This is a genomic window from Vibrio taketomensis (assembly GCF_009938165.1).
Taxonomy (GTDB): domain Bacteria; phylum Pseudomonadota; class Gammaproteobacteria; order Enterobacterales; family Vibrionaceae; genus Vibrio; species Vibrio taketomensis.
Genome location: NZ_AP019649.1, coordinates 717958 through 737474, shown reverse-complemented (window position 1 = coordinate 737474; position 19517 = coordinate 717958). Strand labels below are relative to the sequence as shown.

General features: G+C 43.7%; 26 protein-coding genes. 22 read left to right on the top strand and 4 right to left on the bottom strand.

The features are described from left to right. Positions 1-222: 222 nt before the first annotated feature. The 13 genes from Vt282_RS20405 to Vt282_RS03385 all read left to right on the top strand — a co-directional run bounded on the left by Vt282_RS20405 (position 223) and on the right by Vt282_RS03385 (position 7086). Positions 223-705, top strand: a complete 483-nt coding sequence (locus Vt282_RS20405) for a restriction endonuclease subunit S (protein WP_232055098.1) — start codon at positions 223-225, stop codon at positions 703-705. 145 nt (positions 706-850) lie between these two features. Then, positions 851-1075, top strand: coding sequence for a restriction endonuclease subunit S (locus Vt282_RS21625; RefSeq protein WP_174855831.1), 225 nt, complete (start codon positions 851-853; stop codon positions 1073-1075). Positions 1076-1540: 465 nt separating this feature from the next. Further along, entirely contained in the window at positions 1541-1792 is a 252-nt protein-coding gene (locus Vt282_RS03395; protein WP_162062563.1) for a hypothetical protein, read from the top strand. A gap of 528 nt (positions 1793-2320) precedes the next feature. Then, a complete protein-coding gene (locus tag Vt282_RS20400; RefSeq protein WP_232055097.1) occupies positions 2321-2461 on the top strand; it encodes a type I restriction endonuclease in 141 nt (46 codons plus the stop codon). Between the two features lie 53 nt (positions 2462-2514). Further along, positions 2515-2748: a hypothetical protein gene (locus Vt282_RS20395; protein WP_232055096.1), complete on the top strand. Its 234-nt coding sequence runs from the start codon at positions 2515-2517 to the stop codon at positions 2746-2748. Between the two features lie 36 nt (positions 2749-2784). After that, positions 2785-3234: a DEAD/DEAH box helicase family protein gene (locus Vt282_RS20390; protein WP_332057953.1), complete on the top strand. Its 450-nt coding sequence runs from the start codon at positions 2785-2787 to the stop codon at positions 3232-3234. After that, the gene (locus Vt282_RS20385) at positions 3234-3554 is read left to right on the top strand and encodes a hypothetical protein (RefSeq protein ID WP_232055095.1); all 321 of its coding nucleotides are present in this window, start codon (positions 3234-3236) and stop codon (positions 3552-3554) included. Before Vt282_RS20390 ends, Vt282_RS20385 begins: the two co-directional genes overlap by 1 nt. Positions 3555-3654: 100 nt before the next feature. Continuing rightward, entirely contained in the window at positions 3655-4035 is a 381-nt protein-coding gene (locus Vt282_RS20380) for a type I restriction enzyme subunit R domain-containing protein (RefSeq protein ID WP_232055094.1), read from the top strand. 111 nt (positions 4036-4146) lie between these two features. Continuing rightward, complete coding sequence (locus Vt282_RS20375; RefSeq protein WP_232055093.1) at positions 4147-4296, top strand: hypothetical protein; 150 nt, start codon at positions 4147-4149, stop codon at positions 4294-4296. Between the two features lie 55 nt (positions 4297-4351). After that, a complete protein-coding gene (locus tag Vt282_RS21180; protein ID WP_269472597.1) occupies positions 4352-4486 on the top strand; it encodes a hypothetical protein in 135 nt (44 codons plus the stop codon). Between the two features lie 4 nt (positions 4487-4490). Beyond that, positions 4491-4754 (top strand): hypothetical protein, encoded by a 264-nt coding sequence (locus Vt282_RS20370; protein WP_232055092.1) that lies wholly within the window; start codon positions 4491-4493, stop codon positions 4752-4754. Then, on the top strand, positions 4745-5044 hold the full coding sequence (locus Vt282_RS20365; protein ID WP_232055091.1) for a hypothetical protein: 300 nt from the start codon (positions 4745-4747) through the stop codon (positions 5042-5044). The genes Vt282_RS20370 and Vt282_RS20365 overlap by 10 nt, the downstream gene beginning before the upstream one ends. Before the next feature lie 674 nt (positions 5045-5718). Then, on the top strand, positions 5719-7086 hold the full coding sequence (locus Vt282_RS03385) for a Na+/H+ antiporter NhaC family protein (RefSeq protein ID WP_162062562.1): 1368 nt from the start codon (positions 5719-5721) through the stop codon (positions 7084-7086). Between the two features lie 65 nt (positions 7087-7151). Here the strand turns inward: Vt282_RS03385 and Vt282_RS03380 are convergent, their stop codons facing one another. Continuing rightward, positions 7152-7643: a hypothetical protein gene (locus Vt282_RS03380; protein WP_162062561.1), complete on the bottom strand. Its 492-nt coding sequence runs from the start codon at positions 7641-7643 to the stop codon at positions 7152-7154. Between the two features lie 661 nt (positions 7644-8304). On the opposite strand from Vt282_RS03380, the gene Vt282_RS03375 reads away from it, so the two are divergent. The 8 genes from Vt282_RS03375 (at position 8305) to Vt282_RS03340 (ending at position 16053) form a co-directional block, all read left to right on the top strand. Continuing rightward, complete coding sequence (locus Vt282_RS03375; RefSeq protein WP_162062560.1) at positions 8305-8526, top strand: DeoR family transcriptional regulator; 222 nt, start codon at positions 8305-8307, stop codon at positions 8524-8526. Positions 8527-8586: 60 nt separating this feature from the next. Beyond that, on the top strand, positions 8587-9054 hold the full coding sequence (locus Vt282_RS03370; RefSeq protein WP_162063667.1) for a DeoR/GlpR family DNA-binding transcription regulator: 468 nt from the start codon (positions 8587-8589) through the stop codon (positions 9052-9054). Positions 9055-9062: 8 nt separating this feature from the next. Then, the gene (locus tag Vt282_RS03365; protein ID WP_162062559.1) at positions 9063-10226 is read left to right on the top strand and encodes an iron-containing alcohol dehydrogenase; all 1164 of its coding nucleotides are present in this window, start codon (positions 9063-9065) and stop codon (positions 10224-10226) included. 39 nt (positions 10227-10265) lie between these two features. Beyond that, entirely contained in the window at positions 10266-10919 is a 654-nt protein-coding gene (locus Vt282_RS03360; protein ID WP_162046969.1) for an L-fuculose-phosphate aldolase, read from the top strand. Between the two features lie 7 nt (positions 10920-10926). Continuing rightward, on the top strand, positions 10927-12240 hold the full coding sequence (locus tag Vt282_RS03355) for a Na+/H+ antiporter NhaC family protein (protein ID WP_232055090.1): 1314 nt from the start codon (positions 10927-10929) through the stop codon (positions 12238-12240). A 9-nt stretch (positions 12241-12249) separates the two neighbouring features. Beyond that, positions 12250-13302 (top strand): s-methyl-5-thioribose-1-phosphate isomerase, encoded by a 1053-nt coding sequence (locus Vt282_RS03350; protein WP_162062558.1) that lies wholly within the window; start codon positions 12250-12252, stop codon positions 13300-13302. Positions 13303-13308: 6 nt separating this feature from the next. Continuing rightward, on the top strand, positions 13309-14511 hold the full coding sequence (gene mtnK, locus Vt282_RS03345) for an S-methyl-5-thioribose kinase (protein ID WP_162062557.1): 1203 nt from the start codon (positions 13309-13311) through the stop codon (positions 14509-14511). 174 nt (positions 14512-14685) lie between these two features. Further along, positions 14686-16053 carry a Na+/H+ antiporter NhaC family protein gene (locus Vt282_RS03340; protein ID WP_162062556.1) on the top strand — a complete coding sequence of 456 codons (1368 nt, stop codon included), beginning with the start codon at positions 14686-14688 and terminating at the stop codon, positions 16051-16053. Positions 16054-16128: 75 nt separating this feature from the next. Here the strand turns inward: Vt282_RS03340 and Vt282_RS03335 are convergent, their stop codons facing one another. From Vt282_RS03335 to Vt282_RS03325, 3 genes are all read right to left on the bottom strand, one after another. Beyond that, positions 16129-16770: a DNA methyltransferase gene (locus Vt282_RS03335; protein ID WP_162062555.1), complete on the bottom strand. Its 642-nt coding sequence runs from the start codon at positions 16768-16770 to the stop codon at positions 16129-16131. Beyond that, positions 16718-17719 (bottom strand): site-specific DNA-methyltransferase, encoded by a 1002-nt coding sequence (locus Vt282_RS03330; RefSeq protein ID WP_162062554.1) that lies wholly within the window; start codon positions 17717-17719, stop codon positions 16718-16720. Before Vt282_RS03330 ends, Vt282_RS03335 begins: the two co-directional genes overlap by 53 nt. Before the next feature lie 275 nt (positions 17720-17994). Then, positions 17995-18594: a DUF2913 family protein gene (locus Vt282_RS03325; RefSeq protein WP_162046975.1), complete on the bottom strand. Its 600-nt coding sequence runs from the start codon at positions 18592-18594 to the stop codon at positions 17995-17997. Between the two features lie 433 nt (positions 18595-19027). On the opposite strand from Vt282_RS03325, the gene Vt282_RS03320 reads away from it, so the two are divergent. Beyond that, positions 19028-19324 carry a hypothetical protein gene (locus Vt282_RS03320; protein WP_162062553.1) on the top strand — a complete coding sequence of 99 codons (297 nt, stop codon included), beginning with the start codon at positions 19028-19030 and terminating at the stop codon, positions 19322-19324. The last annotated feature ends 193 nt before the right edge of the window (positions 19325-19517 follow it).

Below are 19517 nucleotides of genomic sequence, written 5' to 3'. Positions count from 1 at the left end.
TTTCTCTTGGAAGAGAAGAATAAGTGACTCTAAGTTCAAGGAAATGGAGGTCTACAAAGCGACTCCCGGTGACATACTAATTACCATGATGGGAACGAGTGGTAAATGCGAGATCGTACCAGAAACGGCAGCGTTGGGGATTATTGACTCTCATCTACTTCGATTGAGAGAGAGACATGGTAAAGTCTGATTTCTTCAAATTGTTAATCGATGAATCTCCAAGTGGCTTTTCAAATTAGGCAGCAAGGTAAAGGCTCCATCATGCATGGTTTGAATTCAAGCATTGTTAAAAGCTTGTTCTTACCTTTGCCGGATATTGAAGAGCAAAGCGCAATCCTTTCTTTTCTCGAACACGAAACCGCCAAAATCGACACCTTGATCGAAAAGCAGCAGCAACTGATTAAGCTGCTTAAAGAAAAGCGTCAAGCGGTTATCAGCCATGCGGTGACCAAAGGATTGAACCCGCAAGCACCAATGAAAGATTCTGGTGTGGAGTGGTTTGATGCCGTGCCTCTGCACTGGAAAATTATGGAGTTGAAATTCAGTGCGGCGGATGGATATAAAACATTCACCGATGGTGATTGGATTGAAAGTCCTTACATAACCGATTCTGGTGTACGGTTACTTCAAACTGGAAATGTTGGCATAGGTGAATTTAAAGAAAAAGGTTTTAGATACATTTCTGAATCATCTTTTAAAAATTGAATTGCACCGAAGTGAAGCCTAATGATGTCCTTATTTGCCGTTTAGATGGTCCAGTGGGCCGCTCTTGCTTGGCTCCAGATTTAGGAGTCAAAGTCATAACTTCTGTGGATAACGCAATTCTAAAACATCGAGACTTTGATGCAAGATTTATGTCTACCTGACTAACTCCACTCCTTGGCTAAGATGGATTCAAGATTTATGTAGAGTAGGTGGTGGTTTCCGCTTAAGAATTAGCCGGACAATGTTAGGGGAGCAACGTATCCCCGTACCGCCTTTAGATGAGCAAATTTCAATCGCTGATATGCTTGATGAGCTTAGCGATAAACATTTACGTTGTATCGAGCAAGCTGAAAAATCAATCGTTCTTTGAAAGAAAGGCGAACTTCGCTCATTTCGGCAGTCGTCACTGGCAAGATCGACGTCCGTAATTGGCAGAGAATGAATCAACGAGCGAGGATGAATGCTGTGACGCTGTATAAGTTTAGAACGCTGGATCGCTTCGAATTCATATTGGACATCATCGTAAACAAACGCTTATACGCTGCTACCTTTGAGTCTATGAATGATCCTATGGAGGGTTTTATACTTATGGAAGTGATATTCCTTCTGAGGCTTTAGCTGCACTAGAAAGCCATAAAAGTTCTCTAAGGTTTTGTTCATTAGCAAAGTACAGCAATAACCTTTGATGTGGCGCATTATGCCGATGGTAACCGAGGCATAGCAATTGGGGTTGAGCTTGACGAATCGGCAGATTTAAGAGAAGTAAATTACGAATCTCAATCAAATCTAATCGCTTCTGTACCTACGACGCTCGAAAGGGCTAAAATGTGCTTTCTTGCAAAGCCAGTTATTGGCACTACGAGGAGGAGATAAGGTCTTCGCTCAAACGGGTAATTTTATTCCAGTACAAGTGAAGGAGATTATTTTTGGTGAAAAGGCTGATGACGCACAGAAAGCTTTGTTAAAGGCAATTGTCCAAGCAATAGACCCATCAATTAAACTAAAGGACTGGACGGAAGATATGGTCTACTGTCACGTTACTCCTGTTTACAATCTGAACGTGAGACAGGAGAGCCATGATGTCTAGAGATTCAACTGTCGAAAGGGTATTTCAGGACGACATCATCAGCCAGATGGTGGCTAATGGCTGGGTGCAAGGCACTGGTGAGGGCTACAATCGCGAATCGGCTCTTTCGAGGCGGATGTGCTGACCTTTATCAAACAGACGCAGCCGAAAGAGTGGAGAAGTTCTGCAAAGTCTTCCCGACTGACTCAGAACGCCACTTTCTTGATGCCTTGGTTACAGCTTAAAAGCCGATGAGAACGCCACTGATCGTGCGTCACGCACCTTTGGTACTTTGTTGCGTCATGGTTTGAAAATCCGCAATGCCCGTTTTGAATTGTGTCAATTTAAGCCAGAGCATAACCTCAACCCTGAAACTTTAGCACGTTACCAGCACAACATTTTCCGTATTGTGCCTGAGCTGGTTTACAGTCCCACATTTCAAAAGAGCAGGCCACGCAAGCTGAATTTGAAGCAACGGGTAAAAAGCGACAGCCTTGAGCGAACAACCTGTTTTGAATAAAACAGCGCAAAGCGCTGGCGCATTGACTTGTGCTATTCGTTAATGGTTTGCCAGTTTCTACCCTTGAGCTGAAATCTGAGTTCAAACAAGCGGTCGAAAACGCCATTGCGCAGTACAAACTGACCCGTTTACCGAAAGACCCAGCCACTAAAAGCCAGAACCGCTTTTGAGCTTTAAACGCGGTGCCTTAGTGCATTTCGCTGTAAGCCAGTATGAAGTTCACATGGCAACCAAGCTAGCGGGTGACCAAACGTTTTTCTTGCCATTTAACAAAGGTACGCATGATGGTGGCAAGGGCAATGACATCCCTGAAGATGAAAACCGCTACGCGACTGATTACCTGTGGAATGAAGTATTAACGCCAGACAACCTGCTCAATATCATCGGGCGCTTTATCCATCTTCAAATTGAAGAAAAGGAAGACTGGGAAGGGCGTAAACCAAGAAAGAAACTCTGATCTTCCCGCGTTACCACCAGTGGGATGTAGTAACAACTGGTTAACGCCGCGATTGAGGGCACTGGCAATAAATACCTGATCCAACACAGTGCGGGTTCGGGTAAATCTAACTCGATTGCATGGACAGCACACCAACTCTCGACCCTGCATGATGCTAACGGCAACAAGTTTGATTCGGTGATTGTGGTGACTGACCGCACCGTACTGGATGACCAGTTACAAGACACCATCTATCAGTTTGAACATGCCGATGGCGTGGTGGGTCGCATCAACCGCAAAGAAGGCGATGGCTCTAAATCAGAGAAGCTGGCAACGGCACTGGAAACGTCTCAGCCAATCATCATCGTGACCATTCAAACGTTCCCGCATGTGTTAAAGGCGATTGAGAACTCAACGTCACTGAAAGAGCGTCGTTACGCCATCATTGCCGACGAAGCGCACTCATCACAAACAGGTTCAACCGCTCGTCAGCTAAAGAAGTGTTGATGACGGATGAAACCGATGATGACACCGAGCTTTCATCTGAAGATATTCTCGATGCCACCATTGCTGCGCGTCGAGGCAGTGCCAACCTGAGCTATTACGCCTTTACCGCAACGCCAAAGCCTAAAACTCTGGAGCTGTTTGGTCGCAGACCCGATCCCGAGCAACCTGCGTCTAAACGCAACTTGCCAGTGGCTTACCATATCTACTCTATGCGTCAGGCGATTGAAGAGGGTTTCATTCTTGATGTGCTGAAGAACTACACCAACTACAAGGTGATCTATCAGCTCAAGCAAAGCTCGAAGCTGATGACAAAGAGGTGATTCAGGCAAAGCCAGGTGAAGCTTAATAACTGGGTGCGCCTGCACGACCATAACATCTCGCAAAAGTAAAAGTGATTGTCGAGCACTTCAAAAGAACGTGATGGGCTTATTGGGTGGTCAAGCCAAAGCAATGGTGGTTACCAGCTCACGTAAAGAGGCAGTGCGGTATAAACTGGCGTTTGATAAGTACGTGTCTGAACATGGTTATGCGGGCATTCGCGCCATGGTGGCATTCTCTGGTGAAGTGGAATTTAACGCCGCCGACCCAGACAGCACTGCGTTTATGGATCAGAAGTTCACTGAGCACAACATGAACCCTGATCTTAAAGGTCGTGAGATGCGCAAAGCCTTCAACACTGATGATTATCAGGTAATGCTAGTCGCCAACAAGTTCCAGACGGGCTTTGACCAGCCGAAGCTCTGCGCCATGTATGTTGATAAGAAGCTCGCTGGCGTTGAGTGTGCAGACGCTCTCGCCTGAATCGTACTTATCAGGGTAAAGCAGAGTGCGGCACCTTTGTGCTCGACTTCTACAACGATCCGCAAGACATTCTTGACGCTTTCCAGCCTTACCAAGTGGCTGAGCTTGAGGATGTCTGACCCTGACAAGATCTTTGACCTATCAGAAAAGCTGCGTGCAAGCGGCATCTTCTTATGGACAGAGGTTGAGCAGTTCGTTGATGCTTTCTTTACCAAGAACAAATCAATGCAGCGATCAGCAACATCTGTAAGCCTGCGGTAGACCGTTGGCGCAAGCGTTACAGCTCTGCGGTAGAGGAATATATTCGTGCCAGAGCATGTTTGAGCGCACCAAGAAGACAGGCGATGCGGTGTTGATTGCCAATGCAGAAAACAGCTTTAAAGAGTGCAAGCAGGAGAAAGACCGCTTAGATCTTCAAGAAAGACTTGGGCAGCTTTGTTCGCTTCTATGAGTTCATGTCGCAGATTGTCGATTACGACGATAAAGAGCTAGAAAAGCTGAGCTTGTGCGCGCGCCATCTACGCCCAATGCTGCGCGAGAAAGTCATCGAAGAAGACGAGCTTGATCTTGGCAACGTGGTGATGAGCCACTACCGCTTATCAAAGATCCGTCAGCAAGACATTCAGCTTCAAGAGAATACGCCAGAATACAAACTTCAGCCCGGTAATGACGTTGGTACCGCGAAAGCCAAAGACAAGAAAGAAGAGTTTTGTCTTTGATTATTGAGCAGCTCAACGAGGTGTTTGTTACTGACAACCTGACTGACAAAGACATGATCAACTATGCCTTTACGGTGCGTGACAAGCTCACTGAGAACGAAACGGTCATGAGCCAAATTGCCAATAACACCCGCGAACAAGCCATGCTGGGCGACTTCCCGCGTGCGATTGATGATGCGATTCTAAATAGCAGTGCTGCACACCAAGAGCAGATGATGCAGCTTCTATCTGATCCAAGTAAAACGAAACAGTTCGCCAGAGTCATATTTGATATGTTGATGGCTAGGTAGTTTGAGTTACTAGATATGGAATGGGTTATAACTTTACCTAAATACCACGAAATTATGCCGTTTGCTCTTTCATTCTTTGCCGAGCATGGCGCACAGAAGTGACGTAATTCTGAAACATGGCTAGCTAAATCAATGGACGTGTCTGAAGAGGCATTACTCATTGAATATGAATCGAGTAACGGGAAATAAAAGAATTAGACTCAGATTTCTGGGATCAAATGGAAAATGAGAAAGTAGAATGACTGGACTTTTGAGTAGTCGATCTAGTCATCCCTGCTGATGCTAAACGACAATTATCGGCTAAGTATTTGACTCGCATCTGATTATAAAACAACCAAAGTGGTAACACATCCGTAACACGCTAGGCTTAAAAGGCTTAGCGATACATAGATGGACACTGGTAGATTAGTTATCAACTCCGCCAGCTCCACCAAACGTTTGGAAGGGCCAACTCGAAAGAGTTGGCCCTTTTTATATTCAGATAAATAGCTTCAAACGAGATCCCCTCAACTTCCAATTTCACGCCCGTTCCCCTCCCTTACCTAACTCATTGGTAACACATTTAGTAACACGCGCTTAAAAAAACAATTAGCCATATAGACGTCTATTAGTTGACAGAGCTCAAGTGTCCGATTAGTCTGCTTGGCTTATTTATTGATAATGTTGTCGTTCACATGTCTAATTCTAAAAATACTAATAAAACTATCGCACCATCGGCGCTTGCACTGCTGCCTTTGATTGTGTTCCTCGCACTGTTCATTGGTGTGGGTACTTATTTATCTTTACAGGGTGTAGATTTCGCTTTTTATCAACTGCCAGCCCCGATTGCGGCGTTGCCTGCGGTGATCCTTGCACTGTTACTAAGCAAAGATAAGCTCAATCATGCTATTGAACATTTTATGCGTGGTGTCGGTCATCAAGACATCATCGCGATGTGTTTGATCTACTTGCTTGCTGGTGCTTTCGCTGCTGTTGCAAAAGCCTCTGGTGGTGTCGATGCCACGGTAAACCTCGGTTTATCGGCGATTCCTACTAGCATGATTTTGCCAGGCATCTTTTTGATTTCTGCCTTTATTGCCACGGCGATGGGCACATCAATGGGTACCATTGCGGCGGTTGCTCCCGTAGCACTCGGTATTGCTCAATCTGCCGGTATGAGCCTCCCATTAACGGCAGGCGTAGTACTTAGCGGCGCGATGTTTGGTGATAACCTTTCCATTATCTCTGACACCACTATTGCAGCCACCCGTTCGCAAGGGTGTGATATGAAAGATAAATTCAAAGAAAATATTCGTATTGCGCTTCCAGCAGCCTTTGTCGCGTTGGTAATTTTTGCCTTCAATAACACTGCAACTCAAGTTCCTGAGACTGGTCCTATTGAATGGCTAAAAGTTCTACCTTACGTAACGATTTTAGTGCTTGCAGTGTCAGGCATTAACGTATTTGTTGTTCTCACCATCGGCATTCTTCTGGCTGGCGGAGTAAGTCTGTCATCGATTGATGGCTATGGCCTAACTAACTTTGGGCAAGATATCTATTCTGGCTTTGGTAATATGCAAGAGATCTTCCTGCTATCCATGCTAATTGGTGGTTTGAGTGAACTGATGCGCCGCCAAGGTGGTTTAGCGTTCCTGACCAATTTCGTCAGTGGCATCATTCGCACCTTTGGTTCAAGCCACTCTAAACAAGCGAATGGCCGCGCAAGTGAATTGGGTATCGCAGCCCTTGTATCTATGGTGAATACCTGTACCGCAAACAACACCGTTGCAATCATTGTCTCTGGTAGCGTGGCGCGCCAACTAGCAGAAGAGAATAACGTCTCTCCTCGCCGCTCAGCTAGCCTATTGGATATCTTCTCGTGCGTTGTTCAAGGTGTATTGCCATACGGCGCGCAAGTGTTGCTACTAGGCTCGGTATTTAGTCTTTCTCCATTGGAGATCGTAGCAAACTCATACTACTGTTTTGCTCTTGCAATCACGGCGATTGTAGCGGTATTTATCAAGCATCAAACTCGTCAGCCAACCTCACAAGCTGAATACTAAAACGATATTAAAAAGCTCCGATAGGAGCTTTTTTAATGCGTGGCAAAACGGCTTTGCTTCTATCATCAATGAAATGCACGGTTAGGCGTAGGTCGCTCACCGACGACTCGTTGCATTTGTTGCTCAATTTGAGTGTTTATGGTGTTGATAGCTTTCAACATCGCTTGAGCAAATTCATCAAACGATCCGCCCTGACAAACCAGATTGGTCCATTTGGGTGTGAAGTCATCATTGTGACCATTTTGGAAAATCAAACTATCGTCTAACCAATAGAAGGCATCCGTCAGTAGAGCCTCTTCACCGCTGCCCAATATTTCTATCGCAAATTGTGGTGTTTGATTTTGCAGAAGCAATGATACTTTAATGATATTAGGTAAAGTCAGCTCAGTGACTAATTGCGTCTCGGCTCTTTGCTCGGCGTAACCATCACCAAAACTAAATTGAGTTTGGACTTGGTGCTCGTCTGACCCAAGGTTGAAACCCAGCAGCTCAATTCCTTGATAACTTTCTGCCGTTTCCTGCTTAAAAACCACATTGACTTGTTTATACTCAAACATCACGTCACTCCCTTTCGTTTGATGTTGATGTTAGCGCTTGTTCAATCCCACAATAAGCCACATATACTCATATCGTTAAAACTCAACTCCTGTCGAGATATTCACATGAGGGAACAATTTACCATCCGCGGTAAGAAGATTATGGTGGTTCTACACCATCCTCTCATAAACCAGCGAAAATGTCAGAACGGATAAACAACTCATTTGCTGAATTTGAATCGCATTACAGCAGCTCAAGCAATCCCACTTAACCACTTCCGTTATAACTTCGCCTTGCTGTAAGTATGTGGCATTGTGTGAAATCTAACATTTATCAAGCCTATCACCCTACACTTCCCACATAGTGATGATAAGGCCGACGTTTTAGCTCTCCAATTTCCAAACACAATTAACCACTTCCTCTACAAATCTTGGCAATCAACGCTTAACGCTCTGTTATGTAGTCAATATTACCGACGATCTTTTTACATTAACCGATAGCTAAGATCGATCCTTTGAGCTCCCATTCCCACCTAAAGCCACATAACCCACATTGTTTTTTGTTGTTTTATGTGACTTTTGTTGTGATTTTATCTGTGTATTTGTGGTTTTCGTGATTTCTCTCTTAGTTATTTTTGAGCTTTATTGTCTAATACTCAGCAGAAAATAAGGAAAAACAAAAATGCTAGCACAACAAAGAAAATCGATTATTGAAGCCATGGTGAAAGAAAAAGGCTCACTCAAAGTAAGTGACCTAAGTGAAGAATTTAATGTGTCGCAAGAAACCATTCGCAGAGATATCGATAAGCTACAAGAAGAATGCACCAACATCGTTAAAATTCACGGTGGCGTTTGTTATGTAAGTGATAATGGCGTGCCAAGTACAGTTCGTAAAATTTATTAGTTGAAGAAAAATTAGAACTAGCAAAAAATCAGTTTCTTTAATTAAAAATGGTGACATTGTATTTTTGATTGCAGCACTACTTCACTTTGCATTGTTCAGGAATTAATAAAATCAGAAAAGAAAGTAACTATTATTTCAAACTCATCGATTGTAAATGACTATGTTAAAGGCAGTAGCCTAAAGTTAATTATGATTGGTGGTATATATTGTGATGATAATGATTCATACACTGGTTCTATTGCTATCGACCTTTTAAGCAAATTTTCTGCAAATAGAGCATTTATTAGTTGCCCAAGCTTCAACCTAGAAAAAGGGCTTTACGATAATAGTGAAGATGAAGCAATGATTCGTCATTTAATGATGAAAAACAGCAAACAAGTAATTCTGGTCGTGGACCACACTAAATTTGACTCATTCAGCTTAATGAAAATATCTGATGTTGACTGTGTTGATATACTAATAACCGATAAAAAACTGACAGATGACGAACAACGCATCTGCTCTACTTCTAATATCACTATCCTTTAGGTCGTAATATGGATAATTTTAAGTTCACATGCAAAACCGAAGTTCATTTCGGTGAGGATGAACACCTTAAAGTGGGCGATTACATCAAACCTTTCGGCAAGAAAGTGTTGATTCATTATGATGGTAATCGCATTGAAACCAATGGTTTACTTGATGCTGTCACTCACTCATTAAAAACAAATGGCATTGAGTACGTCACCCTAAATAACGTTGTGCCTAACCCGCTTCTATCTGGGGTAAAAGAAGGCGTGCAAATGTGCCGTGAAATCGGTGTTGATTTCATTCTGGCAATTGGCGGCGGCAGTGTTATCGACTCGGCAAAAACTATCGCTATGGGTGTTCCGCATCAAGGTGATGTGTGGGATTTCTTTACCGGTAGCGAAACACCAAGCCAAGTACTACCTGTCGGCGTCATTCTGACTATTTGTGGCTCTGGTTCAGAGATGTCTGAAAGTGCCATCATCACGCACGATGAACTTAAACTTAAGAAAGGCGTAGACAATTCTCAGCTTTTCCCTCGTTTTGCAATTTTGAACCCAGAGCTAACCTATAGCTTGCCAAAACCATTGCTAGCATCAGGTATTGCCGATGCAATGTCACACACTCTCGAGCGTTACTTTACCACTACAGAATGTTCACTATTGAACGACTACATGATGGAAGGTTTGCTTAAGATGTTACTCGACATCTCACCGGCATTGATGGAAGACCACACAAACTACGACTTAATGGCGGAATACATGTGGGCAGCCACAATTTGTCACAATGGCTTGTTTGATACTGGCCGCAGTTCTGATTGGGCATCACACCGCATAGAGCATGAAATCAGTGGTCTTTACAACATCACTCACGGTGCTGGCATGGCAATTATTTTCCCAGCCTGGATGCAGTTCTTAATTGAGAACAACAAGCTTGAGCGTTTAGTTCGTCTAGCAGAAAACGTATTTGGCGTTCAAGAAGGTAACCCAGAAGAGAAAGCGCAAGCCGCCATCAATGGATTTGTTCAGGCATTCAAAGCAATGAACCTATCAACTTCATTGACTGAATCAAATATTCCAACCAATGAATTCGACAAAGTGGCAATTCAGGCTTTAAACGGCAACGAAACACTTGGTCGTTATATTCAATTAGCACATAAAGATATTATTCGCGTTCTAGAAATCGCAGCTTAATATTTTCTAAAATTTAATTTATATATATAGGCTTTCGCTATGATGTTTGAAAAGCAGAGAGAGCTGATCGTTAAATATTGCAATAAAATGATCAGCACAGGTTTAACACGTGGCACTGGTGGCAACATCAGTATTTATTCTCGTGAAGATAAATTAGTAATTATCTCTCCAAGCGGAATAGATTATGAAACTATGACAGCAGAAGATGTTGTCGTTATCGATTTGGATGGCAATGTAGTAGAAGGTAGTAATAGACCATCTTCGGAATATGGTTTACACACAGTTTTTTATAAGAATCGTGATGACATTAATTCCGTTGTTCATGCTCACCCTATTTATTCTTCAACGTTGGCAACTCTAGGGATGGAAATTCCATCAGCATATTATTTAAACGCAGTTTGTGGTGGCCCAAATGTACGCTGCGCTAAATATGCTTTAAATGGAACGGAAGAATTAGCAAATAACGTATTTGAAGCAATGGAAGATCGTTATGTCGTATTAATGGCAAACCACGGTTTAGTCGCTGGTGCTAAAGATATCGCAAACGCGTTTAACAAGGCTGAAGAAATAGAGTTGTCTGCTGAGATTTATTACAAGGCTAAATTGCTTGGCACTCCAAACATTATCAGTGATGAAGGAGTTCAAGAGATGTTAGTTGCGTTTAAAAAATATAGTCAAGTGACTACTAAATAGGACTTTAATGATGACTAAGCAAAGTAATTTTGTTGGCTTATTGCCTCTCATTTTCTTCATTGTTATTTATGTACTAACTGGCGTTTACGCTGACAACTTTTCAAGCATGCCATTGCTAGTGGCGTTCACTCTTTCTGTGGTTGTTGCATTAATGATTCAACCAAAAGGCAAGAAAGATACGTTTGAAGAGAAGATGAACATCTTCACTAAAGCGGCAGGTGATAGCGACATCATCATGATGGTGCTGATCTTCCTACTTGCTGGTGCATTCTACTCAGTAACGGACCAAATGGGTGCGGTTAACTCGATTGTTAACTTCGGCCTATCGATCATTCCTTCTAACATGGTTCTAGTGGGTATTTTTGTCATCGGTTGCATTCTGTCTTTTGCAATGGGTACTTCTATGGGTGCCATCACAGCTCTAGCACCTATCGGTGTGGGCGTGGCTGAGCAAGTAGGTGGTAACCCTGCGCTAATCATGGCAACAGTGGTTGGTGGCGCAATGTTCGGTGATAACTGTTCATTCGTATCAGATACAACAATCGCGGCTTGTCGTACTCAAGGCGTAACACTAAAAGAGAAGTTCAAATACAACTTCATCACTGTTCTACCAGCAATCATCGGTACGATCATTCTACTTGCGATCATTCCTTTCGGTAACGGTGCAGAAACAGCGGTTGGTGAATACTCACTAATCAATATCACTCCTTACGTACTTATCATCGTTGCTGCTCTTGCTGGTCTACATGTTATGGGCGTACTAGCACTAGGTGTGGTTGCGGGTATCGTGATTGGCTTCATGAACGGCAGCTTAGACTACCTATCTGCACTTGAGTCAGTACAGCGTGGTATGGGTTGGATGCAAAACCTAGGCATGATCGCCATCGTGGTGTCTGGTCTGGTTGGTCTAATGAAGCACTACGGTGGTATCGACTTCCTACTAGAGAAAATCACAGCACGCTCTAACGGTGCATTTGGCGGCCAAGTTGGTATCGCAAGCCTAGTAAGCTTGATCACGCTAGCAACAACGAACAACACCATCGGTATCCTAACTGCAGGTACTATCGCCAAAGATATCTCTGAAAAATACGGTATCGACAAAGTACAAACGGCGTCTCTACTAGACATCTGTGGTTGTTCAATGAATGGTTTGATGCCATACGCTGGTCAGTTCCTAATGGTTGCAGGTCTAGCTCAAATTTCACCAGTATCCGTTATGCCTTACGCATTCTACCCAATGCTAATGCTAGTGATGGCTCTAATCTCAATGGTTTACTTCTCTAAGAAGGCTGCACCAATCGCAGCAACGAAGGCGGCATAGGAAACACTCATGGAACGTCAAGATTACGAACTCGCGTTTATGATGCAATATGAAAATGTTGCATGGTATGAAGATGGTGTGGTGCGCATTTTAGACCGCCGCGTCTACCCATACAAAAAAGAATTCGTTCGTTGCACTCACTACCAAGAAGTCGCACAAGCCATCACCGATATGGTGACGCAAAGTGCAGGCCCTTACACGGCGGCGGCAATGGGTATGGCGCTAGCAGCTGACCAATGCAAAACGTTGACGGCTGAAGAGCAAATGGCATTTCTAGAGAAAGCGGCTTATGCCCTATCTCACGCTCGCCCAACAACCGTAAACCGCATGACTATCGTGGTGAACGGTTGCTTGGAAGTCGCTCGCAATGCGATGCAATCGGGTCAAGTGCTGTCACAAGCGATTTTCGAGCATGCTATTCACTCGCTCAACAAACGCTACAGCGCCATTGGTGAAGTTGCAAAACACCTGGTTAAGCTCATCCCTGACAACGGCAAGATCCTGACTCAGTGCTTTGGTGAAACCATCATCGGCACCATGATTCGTGAAGCGAAACGTCAAGGTAAGAACATTGAGTTTTTCTGTGCAGAAACTCGACCATTCTTCCAAGGTGCGCGTTTTACCGCCACTGTGGCACAAAATCAGGGCATTAAAGTCACGGTACTCGCTGACAATATGATTGCCTACGCGATGCAGCATCTAGGCATCAACCTATTCACTTCAGCCGCAGACAGCATCACGCTTGACGGTCATGTGGTTAACAAGGTTGGTACTCAGCAAATCGCAATTCTGGCTCAACACTTTGGTATTCCTTACTACGTAACAGGTATTCCAGATGTGGATTTAGCCACTATCGATCAAGTTGTGATTGAGCAACGCGATCCTCTAGAAACAATGACATTAATGGGCCAACGCATCACTGAAGAAGGTGTGGAATCGATTTACCCATCATTTGATATTACCGGTCCAAAACTGGTCAATGGTGTAGTAACGGATATTGGTATCTACAGCCCATTTGATCTGAAATCTTACGCTGAAAATAATAATAAATTCTGGAGCTAAATAGCCATGTACTCTACTCACTTTAAATTAGGTTTCGAAGATATTCCTAACTACATCGAAGAAAAATTGCATTTCTTTGGCAAAACAGAAGGTCTGGAAATTAAAGAACTCAGTGACGGTAACATTAACTACGTTTACAAAATCACTGACCAAGAAAACAATCGTTCATTGATTCTGAAACAAGCGGACGTGGTACTGCGCTCAAGCGGTCGTCCACTCGATGTAAAACGCAGTGAAATTGAAGCAACCATGCTGCAAATTCAGCATAAGTTGGCACCAGAGATGATCCCTGAGGTTTACCTATATGACCCAGTCATGTCGGTAACCTTTATGGAAGACGTATCGGAATTCAAAAACTTCCGTTACGAGATGATGGAGCGTCAGGTTTTCCCATCATTCCATAAACAAATTATCAGCTACTTCTCTAAAACGGCACTAGGCACTACCGATCTGATCCTAAACCGCGCAGAGAAGAAAGCCAACGTAGCGAAATTCACTAACGTTGAACTATGTGATATTTCAGAAGACCTAGTATTCACTGAACCTTTCAATGATTACAAAGGTCGCAACATCATCACTCAAGGTAATGAAGAGTATGTGAACGAGCATATCTATTCGAACCATCAATTAGTCTCTGAGGCGATGAAGTTGCGTTACAACTTCATGAACAACGCACAAGCATTGATTCACGGTGACCTCCATTCTGGTTCGATCTTCATCAACCACAATGGCATTAAGGTGCTTGACCCTGAGTTCGCATTCTACGGCCCTATCGGTTACGACATTGGTAACGTGATTGCGCACTTAGTGATGCCAGCAATGGTGTGCCAAGTAACGGATGAAGAGTCAGAAACCAAAGACAACTTCATCAACTGGGTAGCGTCAACAGTGCCTGCAATTTTGTACGGTTTTGAACGTGAGTTCAAAAAAGCTTATCTAGCGACTGTACAAGAAGACGTCGCTAAGAATGAAATGTTTGTTGAATGGTACACACGCCAAATCGTTGCGGATGCAAAAGGCTATGCTGGCCTAGAAATTATCCGTCGCGTGATTGGTGATACCAAAGTGAAAGAACTTGAAACCATCCAAGATAGCGAGCAGCGCATTGCTGTTGAACGCAAGCTAATTGAGTTGGCATCAAGCTTGATCATTAACCGCGAAGTGAATGGTCAGGATATGCACTCGCTCCTAAGTGCACTTAATGGTTAACACCCGTTAAAAATCATCCCCCCTAATACAAGAACCGCTTTTGCGGTTCTTTTTATCGCCGCGTAAAAACCAAACTAATCAAAACAGAGACAAAGCCACTCATATATCACTTAAGGTTTCGTTTTCTGTCTGATTAGTGCGCTCACCCTATTTGTTGATAATGTTGTGGTTCATATGTCTGGTTCAAAAAACGCTAACGCAGCCATCGCACCATCAGCGGTCGCACTTTTACCTTTAGTAATCTTTCTCACTCTTTTCATTGGCGTGGGTACATACTTGTCTTTTCAAGGCGTGGATTTCGCGTTCTATCAACTGCCAGCCCCTATCGCTATATTACCTGCGGTGGTCCTTGCGCTTATACTAAGCAAAGATAAACTCAATCATTCTATCGAACATTTTATGCGTGGTGTTGGTCATCCTGACATCATTGCTATGTGTTTAATCTATCTACTCGCGGGCGCCTTTGCCGCGGTTGCCAAAGCGTCAGGTGGCGTCGATGCTACCGTTAACCTTGGGCTTTCGGCTATTCCTACCAGCATGATTTTGCCAGGTATTTTTCTCATTTCGGCATTTATCGCCACTGCAATGGGCACATCAATGGGCACCATCGCAGCAGTTGCTCCGGTTGCTCTAGGGATTGCTCAGTCTGCCGGTATGAGCCTTCCATTAACCGCTGGCGTAGTGCTTAGTGGCGCAATGTTTGGTGATAACCTTTCTATCATCTCTGACACAACAATTGCCGCAACTCGCTCCCAAGGATGCGAGATGAAGGATAAGTTCAGAGAGAACATTCGCATTGCGCTACCCGCCGCATTTATTGCGCTAGTAATCTTTACCTTCCATAGTGCAGCGACACAGGTTCCTGAAGCCGGTGCCATTGAGTGGCTGAAAGTTCTGCCATATGTAACGATTCTCGTGCTCGCCATATTGGGCATGAACGTATTTGTCGTGCTAACCATCGGCATCGTTCTCGCGGGTAGCGTCAGTTTATCCTCAATCGACAACTATAACCTCACCACATTTGCTCAAGATATCTACGCAGGCTTTGGCAATATGCAAGAGATCTTCTTGCTATCATTGCTCATCGGTGGTTTGAGTGAATTGATGCGCCGTCAAGGTGGTCTTGCATTCCTAACCAATCTAGTGAGTTGTGTTATTCGCCGCTTTGATTCTAATCACTCGATCGAAGCCAACGGGCGCGCAAGTGAACTGGGGATTGCAGGGCTAGTATCGATGGTGAATGTCTGTACTGCGAACAATACCGTCGCCATCATTGTCTCTGGTAGCGTAGCTCGCCAACTCGCGGAAGAACACAATGTCACACCGCGTCGCTCAGCCAGCTTGCTTGATATCTTCGCTTGCGTGATTCAAGGCGTATTACCCTATGGCGCACAAGTTCTATTGCTAGGTTCCGTCTTCAATCTCTCACCGTTAGACGTGGTTGCGAATTCTTACTACTGCTTCGCGTTAGTGATTACCGCCGTACTTGCGGTATTTATCAAACATCCAGCACGCCAGCTTAGCGCTCAGACTGAAAGCTAAACTGAGTTTAAAAAGGCTCCAATCGGGGCCTTATTTACCCTAGATTAAAGAACTAATCATGACTCTCTGAAGTGGCTAGTTCTCCTCCACCAGCTTAAACACTTTAACCCCTTGCTGCTGAATATTCTCACTTTTGTATAGACGCTGCTTGGTGATGTTGGAAATTACTTCTTCATTAGCAGTGGTCTCTGCTCTTTGTACCAAAATAAAGTGCCGAGCTTGTAGTGCGTCAAATTTTAATACCGCATGCCCAGTTGTGCCTGAGCCCGCAAAAAAGTCCAACACCATGTCATTAGGCTGGGTGAAATACGAAATCAACTTATGTACCAATTCAACCGGTTTCGGGTTGTCAAATTGGATACCTAGGCTTTTTAGTAATCGGTCATCACTGCCTGCGTATTTGAGAATAGAAGGCACATTTTCATACATGTTATCTTTAAGCAGATATTTTCGTTCTGGTTGACGGCTTTCATCTTCACCAAAAACTATCTTTCCTTGTGCCAACAGTTTCGCCATGGTTTCTGGCGGATTGCGCCAACCTCTCTCAGGCACTGGGCATGGTTTATTGGTTTTAGGGTGGATAAGCGGAATAAAATAGTTATCTGGCGCCTGCTTTTTGCTTGGCCACGCCATTGAAACCGTGCGATAAACCTCACCCTCTTTATCAAGTTTGTTGTATGCCGCTTCTCCGCCAGACAGGTAGCTTTGTGCACGCACCCATTGCCTGAAATCGGCACGCGTGTCCTAATTCATATGTTTGACGATAGTCTTCTAAATTAAGATCTAGGGCGTATTTGCTATTGGCTTGCTTAAGATCCGGCGGAATAATTTGCTTACCTATTTTTCCACATAACTGACGCGCCTTATTCAGCATCTTCTCGGCGTTGTCTTTTGGCTTCACTAAGCGACATTGCTGTTTGAATATGCTGATATCACGAGCGTAAACCAAAATACTTTCGTGCTGATAGGCAATGGCGATGGCATCCCCTTTCGGGTTGCCCTTATCCCAACAAATCTCCCCAAGAAAGTTCTCTTCGCCATAAATTTCGTTCATAACTAAACGCAGATGATGGCTTTCATTCTCATCGATATGCACCAAAATCACACCATCTAAGCGCAGCAAATGTTTAGCAACTTCAAGGCGCGGATAGATCATCGATAGCCAATTGGAGTGATAACGGCCACTGGCCTCAATCTCGTTAGTAAGCCACTCACCTTGCGTCAAGACTTGGTTGGTATGCGCGAGGTAATCACGCAAATTTTCTGAGAATTTGTCTTGGTAAGTAAACTCCTGCCCTGTGTTGTAAGGCGGGTCGATATAGATCATCTTTACCGCTTGGTGATAACTCTTTTTCAGCAGCTTGAGTGCTTCTAAATTATCACCTTCGACAAATACATTTTGCGTGGTTAGCCAATTGATACTGGCTTGATGATCAGCCTCAAGCTTTGCCCTCGTAGATGACAGTGCACACTGCTTAGCTGCCTTTTTTCCCATCCATTGAAGCGCGTACTGTTCTACATCCGAACGAAAATAAGAACGTAATTGGCTAACGAGTTGGTGGCCATCAACACCACTGCGCTCAGCGAGAGACAGCAGTTGTTGTTCGAGATTTTGATCAGGCGCAGAAATTACTGGCGATTGTGAGCCTTCGGTAATGCTATCCATAGTTACCTTGCTGAGAGTTAGAGCAAATCATTTTGCACTCTTGTTACGCGACACTTTCCGTACATCAATACGATGTGTACCTAATAACCCATTAGTTCATGTACTTACGCGTTTTTGTTACGGTATTTCGATGGTCAGAATAAAGCATTTGATGGATAAATAGGCAGGTTCAGCCATGAGATGCGAGTGAAATTGTAGTGTTTAAGAGATATGTGCATGCCAGCTCGCCACTCAATGGCTAGCTCAACAATTATTGACAGATGAGGAATGAGTAATTAGCCGATCAGCTCAAAGCGCAGAAAATCGCTATCTTCGTACAACACGCTATGACTAAACTGACCAAACTTATAGACGTTGCTCAACACCGACGAACGCTCGGTCACGCCAGCGCGAACTAAGAAAGTGATCGGGGCAACCATTTGACCATTGGCAGAGAAATGCGCATTGAGATCAGTTGCTAACACACAAACAAAGTTCTTCCCTTCAGCAAAGTCTAACTCCACTTTTTGCGGAGAAGAGAGTAATACCGTCAAGCCTAAGTCTTTCTCAATTGAGCGGACTAGCAATAGGTATTCTTCGAGGGCAGTCAATTCACTGCCCTCATCAAAGTTAATCAACTCAAGGAACAATTTCTCAAGGTTGTAGTTATTACCTTGTGAGTGTGCCACCAATACCTTGATTTTTTTCTTCAGTAGTTTGTAACGCGCCGATGACGATTGTTTTTTTAACCACAAGCGAAACAACGTGTTTTTGTCAGCCAATGTCAGCTTTCTACCTTTATCCAATTGATGAAATTCAAGGTGAAGCAAAGCGCTTAAAGCCAGTTCTTTAAGTAAAAGGTGGGTGCGTTCTTGAGGTGATAAAAGAGGTTTCAAAACTACTAATAAACTACGGTATTGAGAGTGCAATTCACTGTCTGCATAACAACTTACCTAGAAATAAATGAAACAACACCAAACTAATATAAGCTAGCGAATCACTTATTATAGTTGCTTGCTTGTCAGAGCAGCGATTCAGAGCGGGTTTGCTCCGTAACGAAGAAGAATAACCAAATCTAAAATACTTGTACAGTAAGATAACGGTAACAATTCCCTTAATTCATAATATCAATCACAAACATAGTTTTAGCATTGCAAATGCAACCAATATCTTAACTCCCGTGTTTAAAACTTAATGCCAGACATCGGCAATTGCTGCCTTTCAACCACACCACTGCGTTTTATTTGCTACGCTTTTGGTTACGTTCAAGCTTCATGATTGTTTCATCAAAACACTGACTAAACTAAAAAGCTAAAGCAAGGAGGCCATATGATTACCGTTCACCGACACTACTCTCTCCCAGAACGTCCAAATATGCATGCTCATTTCGAAGTGAATCCTACGGGACGACTCGAGGTTGAAATTGTCGAGCTAAACGAGAAACACAGCACCGAATTTGAAGATCTCAGTTTCGAATCAACAGGCACGAGTGTTCGTGTGTGTGGTAAAGACCAGAGCACCGCTTGGCGATGTGAACTGCAAGTCAAAGATGCGCTCGAACTATCAAGCCTCGTGGAAGAGGCGAACGAAGAATACGAGGCCCTAATGCGTGATTTGATGTATTAGATCGGGATGAGCAATGCAAATCCCCTACTGGCGTTTTTCACACATCGTCGTAAAAAACATAAGTGACTAATTTGATAAGAAATTGTGAGCAATTGGTATATTTAAAACATCCAAGTTCTGGCATTCTCACCATACTAACGACAATACTTAAGACCTTACTTAAGAGAATATTTACAGCATAGTAGAACAAGGA

Coding starts and splice junctions, on each gene's coding strand:
- Vt282_RS03350 (WP_162062558.1), top strand. CDS start 12,250: ATGGAACGTCAAGATTACGAACTCGCGTTTATGATGCAATATGAAAAT.
- Vt282_RS03355 (WP_232055090.1), top strand. CDS start 10,927: ATGATGACTAAGCAAAGTAATTTTGTTGGCTTATTGCCTCTCATTTTC.
- Vt282_RS21180 (WP_269472597.1), top strand. CDS start 4,352: ATGTTTGAGCGCACCAAGAAGACAGGCGATGCGGTGTTGATTGCCAAT.
- Vt282_RS03375 (WP_162062560.1), top strand. CDS start 8,305: ATGCTAGCACAACAAAGAAAATCGATTATTGAAGCCATGGTGAAAGAA.
- Vt282_RS03365 (WP_162062559.1), top strand. CDS start 9,063: ATGGATAATTTTAAGTTCACATGCAAAACCGAAGTTCATTTCGGTGAG.
- Vt282_RS20385 (WP_232055095.1), top strand. CDS start 3,234: ATGACGGATGAAACCGATGATGACACCGAGCTTTCATCTGAAGATATT.
- Vt282_RS03330 (WP_162062554.1), bottom strand. CDS start 17,719: ATGGATAGCATTACCGAAGGCTCACAATCGCCAGTAATTTCTGCGCCT.
- Vt282_RS20380 (WP_232055094.1), top strand. CDS start 3,655: ATGGGCTTATTGGGTGGTCAAGCCAAAGCAATGGTGGTTACCAGCTCA.
- Vt282_RS03320 (WP_162062553.1), top strand. CDS start 19,028: ATGATTACCGTTCACCGACACTACTCTCTCCCAGAACGTCCAAATATG.
- Vt282_RS20370 (WP_232055092.1), top strand. CDS start 4,491: ATGTCGCAGATTGTCGATTACGACGATAAAGAGCTAGAAAAGCTGAGC.
- mtnK (WP_162062557.1), top strand. CDS start 13,309: ATGTACTCTACTCACTTTAAATTAGGTTTCGAAGATATTCCTAACTAC.
- Vt282_RS20375 (WP_232055093.1), top strand. CDS start 4,147: ATGTCTGACCCTGACAAGATCTTTGACCTATCAGAAAAGCTGCGTGCA.
- Vt282_RS03385 (WP_162062562.1), top strand. CDS start 5,719: ATGTCTAATTCTAAAAATACTAATAAAACTATCGCACCATCGGCGCTT.
- Vt282_RS03360 (WP_162046969.1), top strand. CDS start 10,266: ATGATGTTTGAAAAGCAGAGAGAGCTGATCGTTAAATATTGCAATAAA.
- Vt282_RS20395 (WP_232055096.1), top strand. CDS start 2,515: ATGGCAACCAAGCTAGCGGGTGACCAAACGTTTTTCTTGCCATTTAAC.
- Vt282_RS03340 (WP_162062556.1), top strand. CDS start 14,686: ATGTCTGGTTCAAAAAACGCTAACGCAGCCATCGCACCATCAGCGGTC.
- Vt282_RS03380 (WP_162062561.1), bottom strand. CDS start 7,643: ATGTTTGAGTATAAACAAGTCAATGTGGTTTTTAAGCAGGAAACGGCA.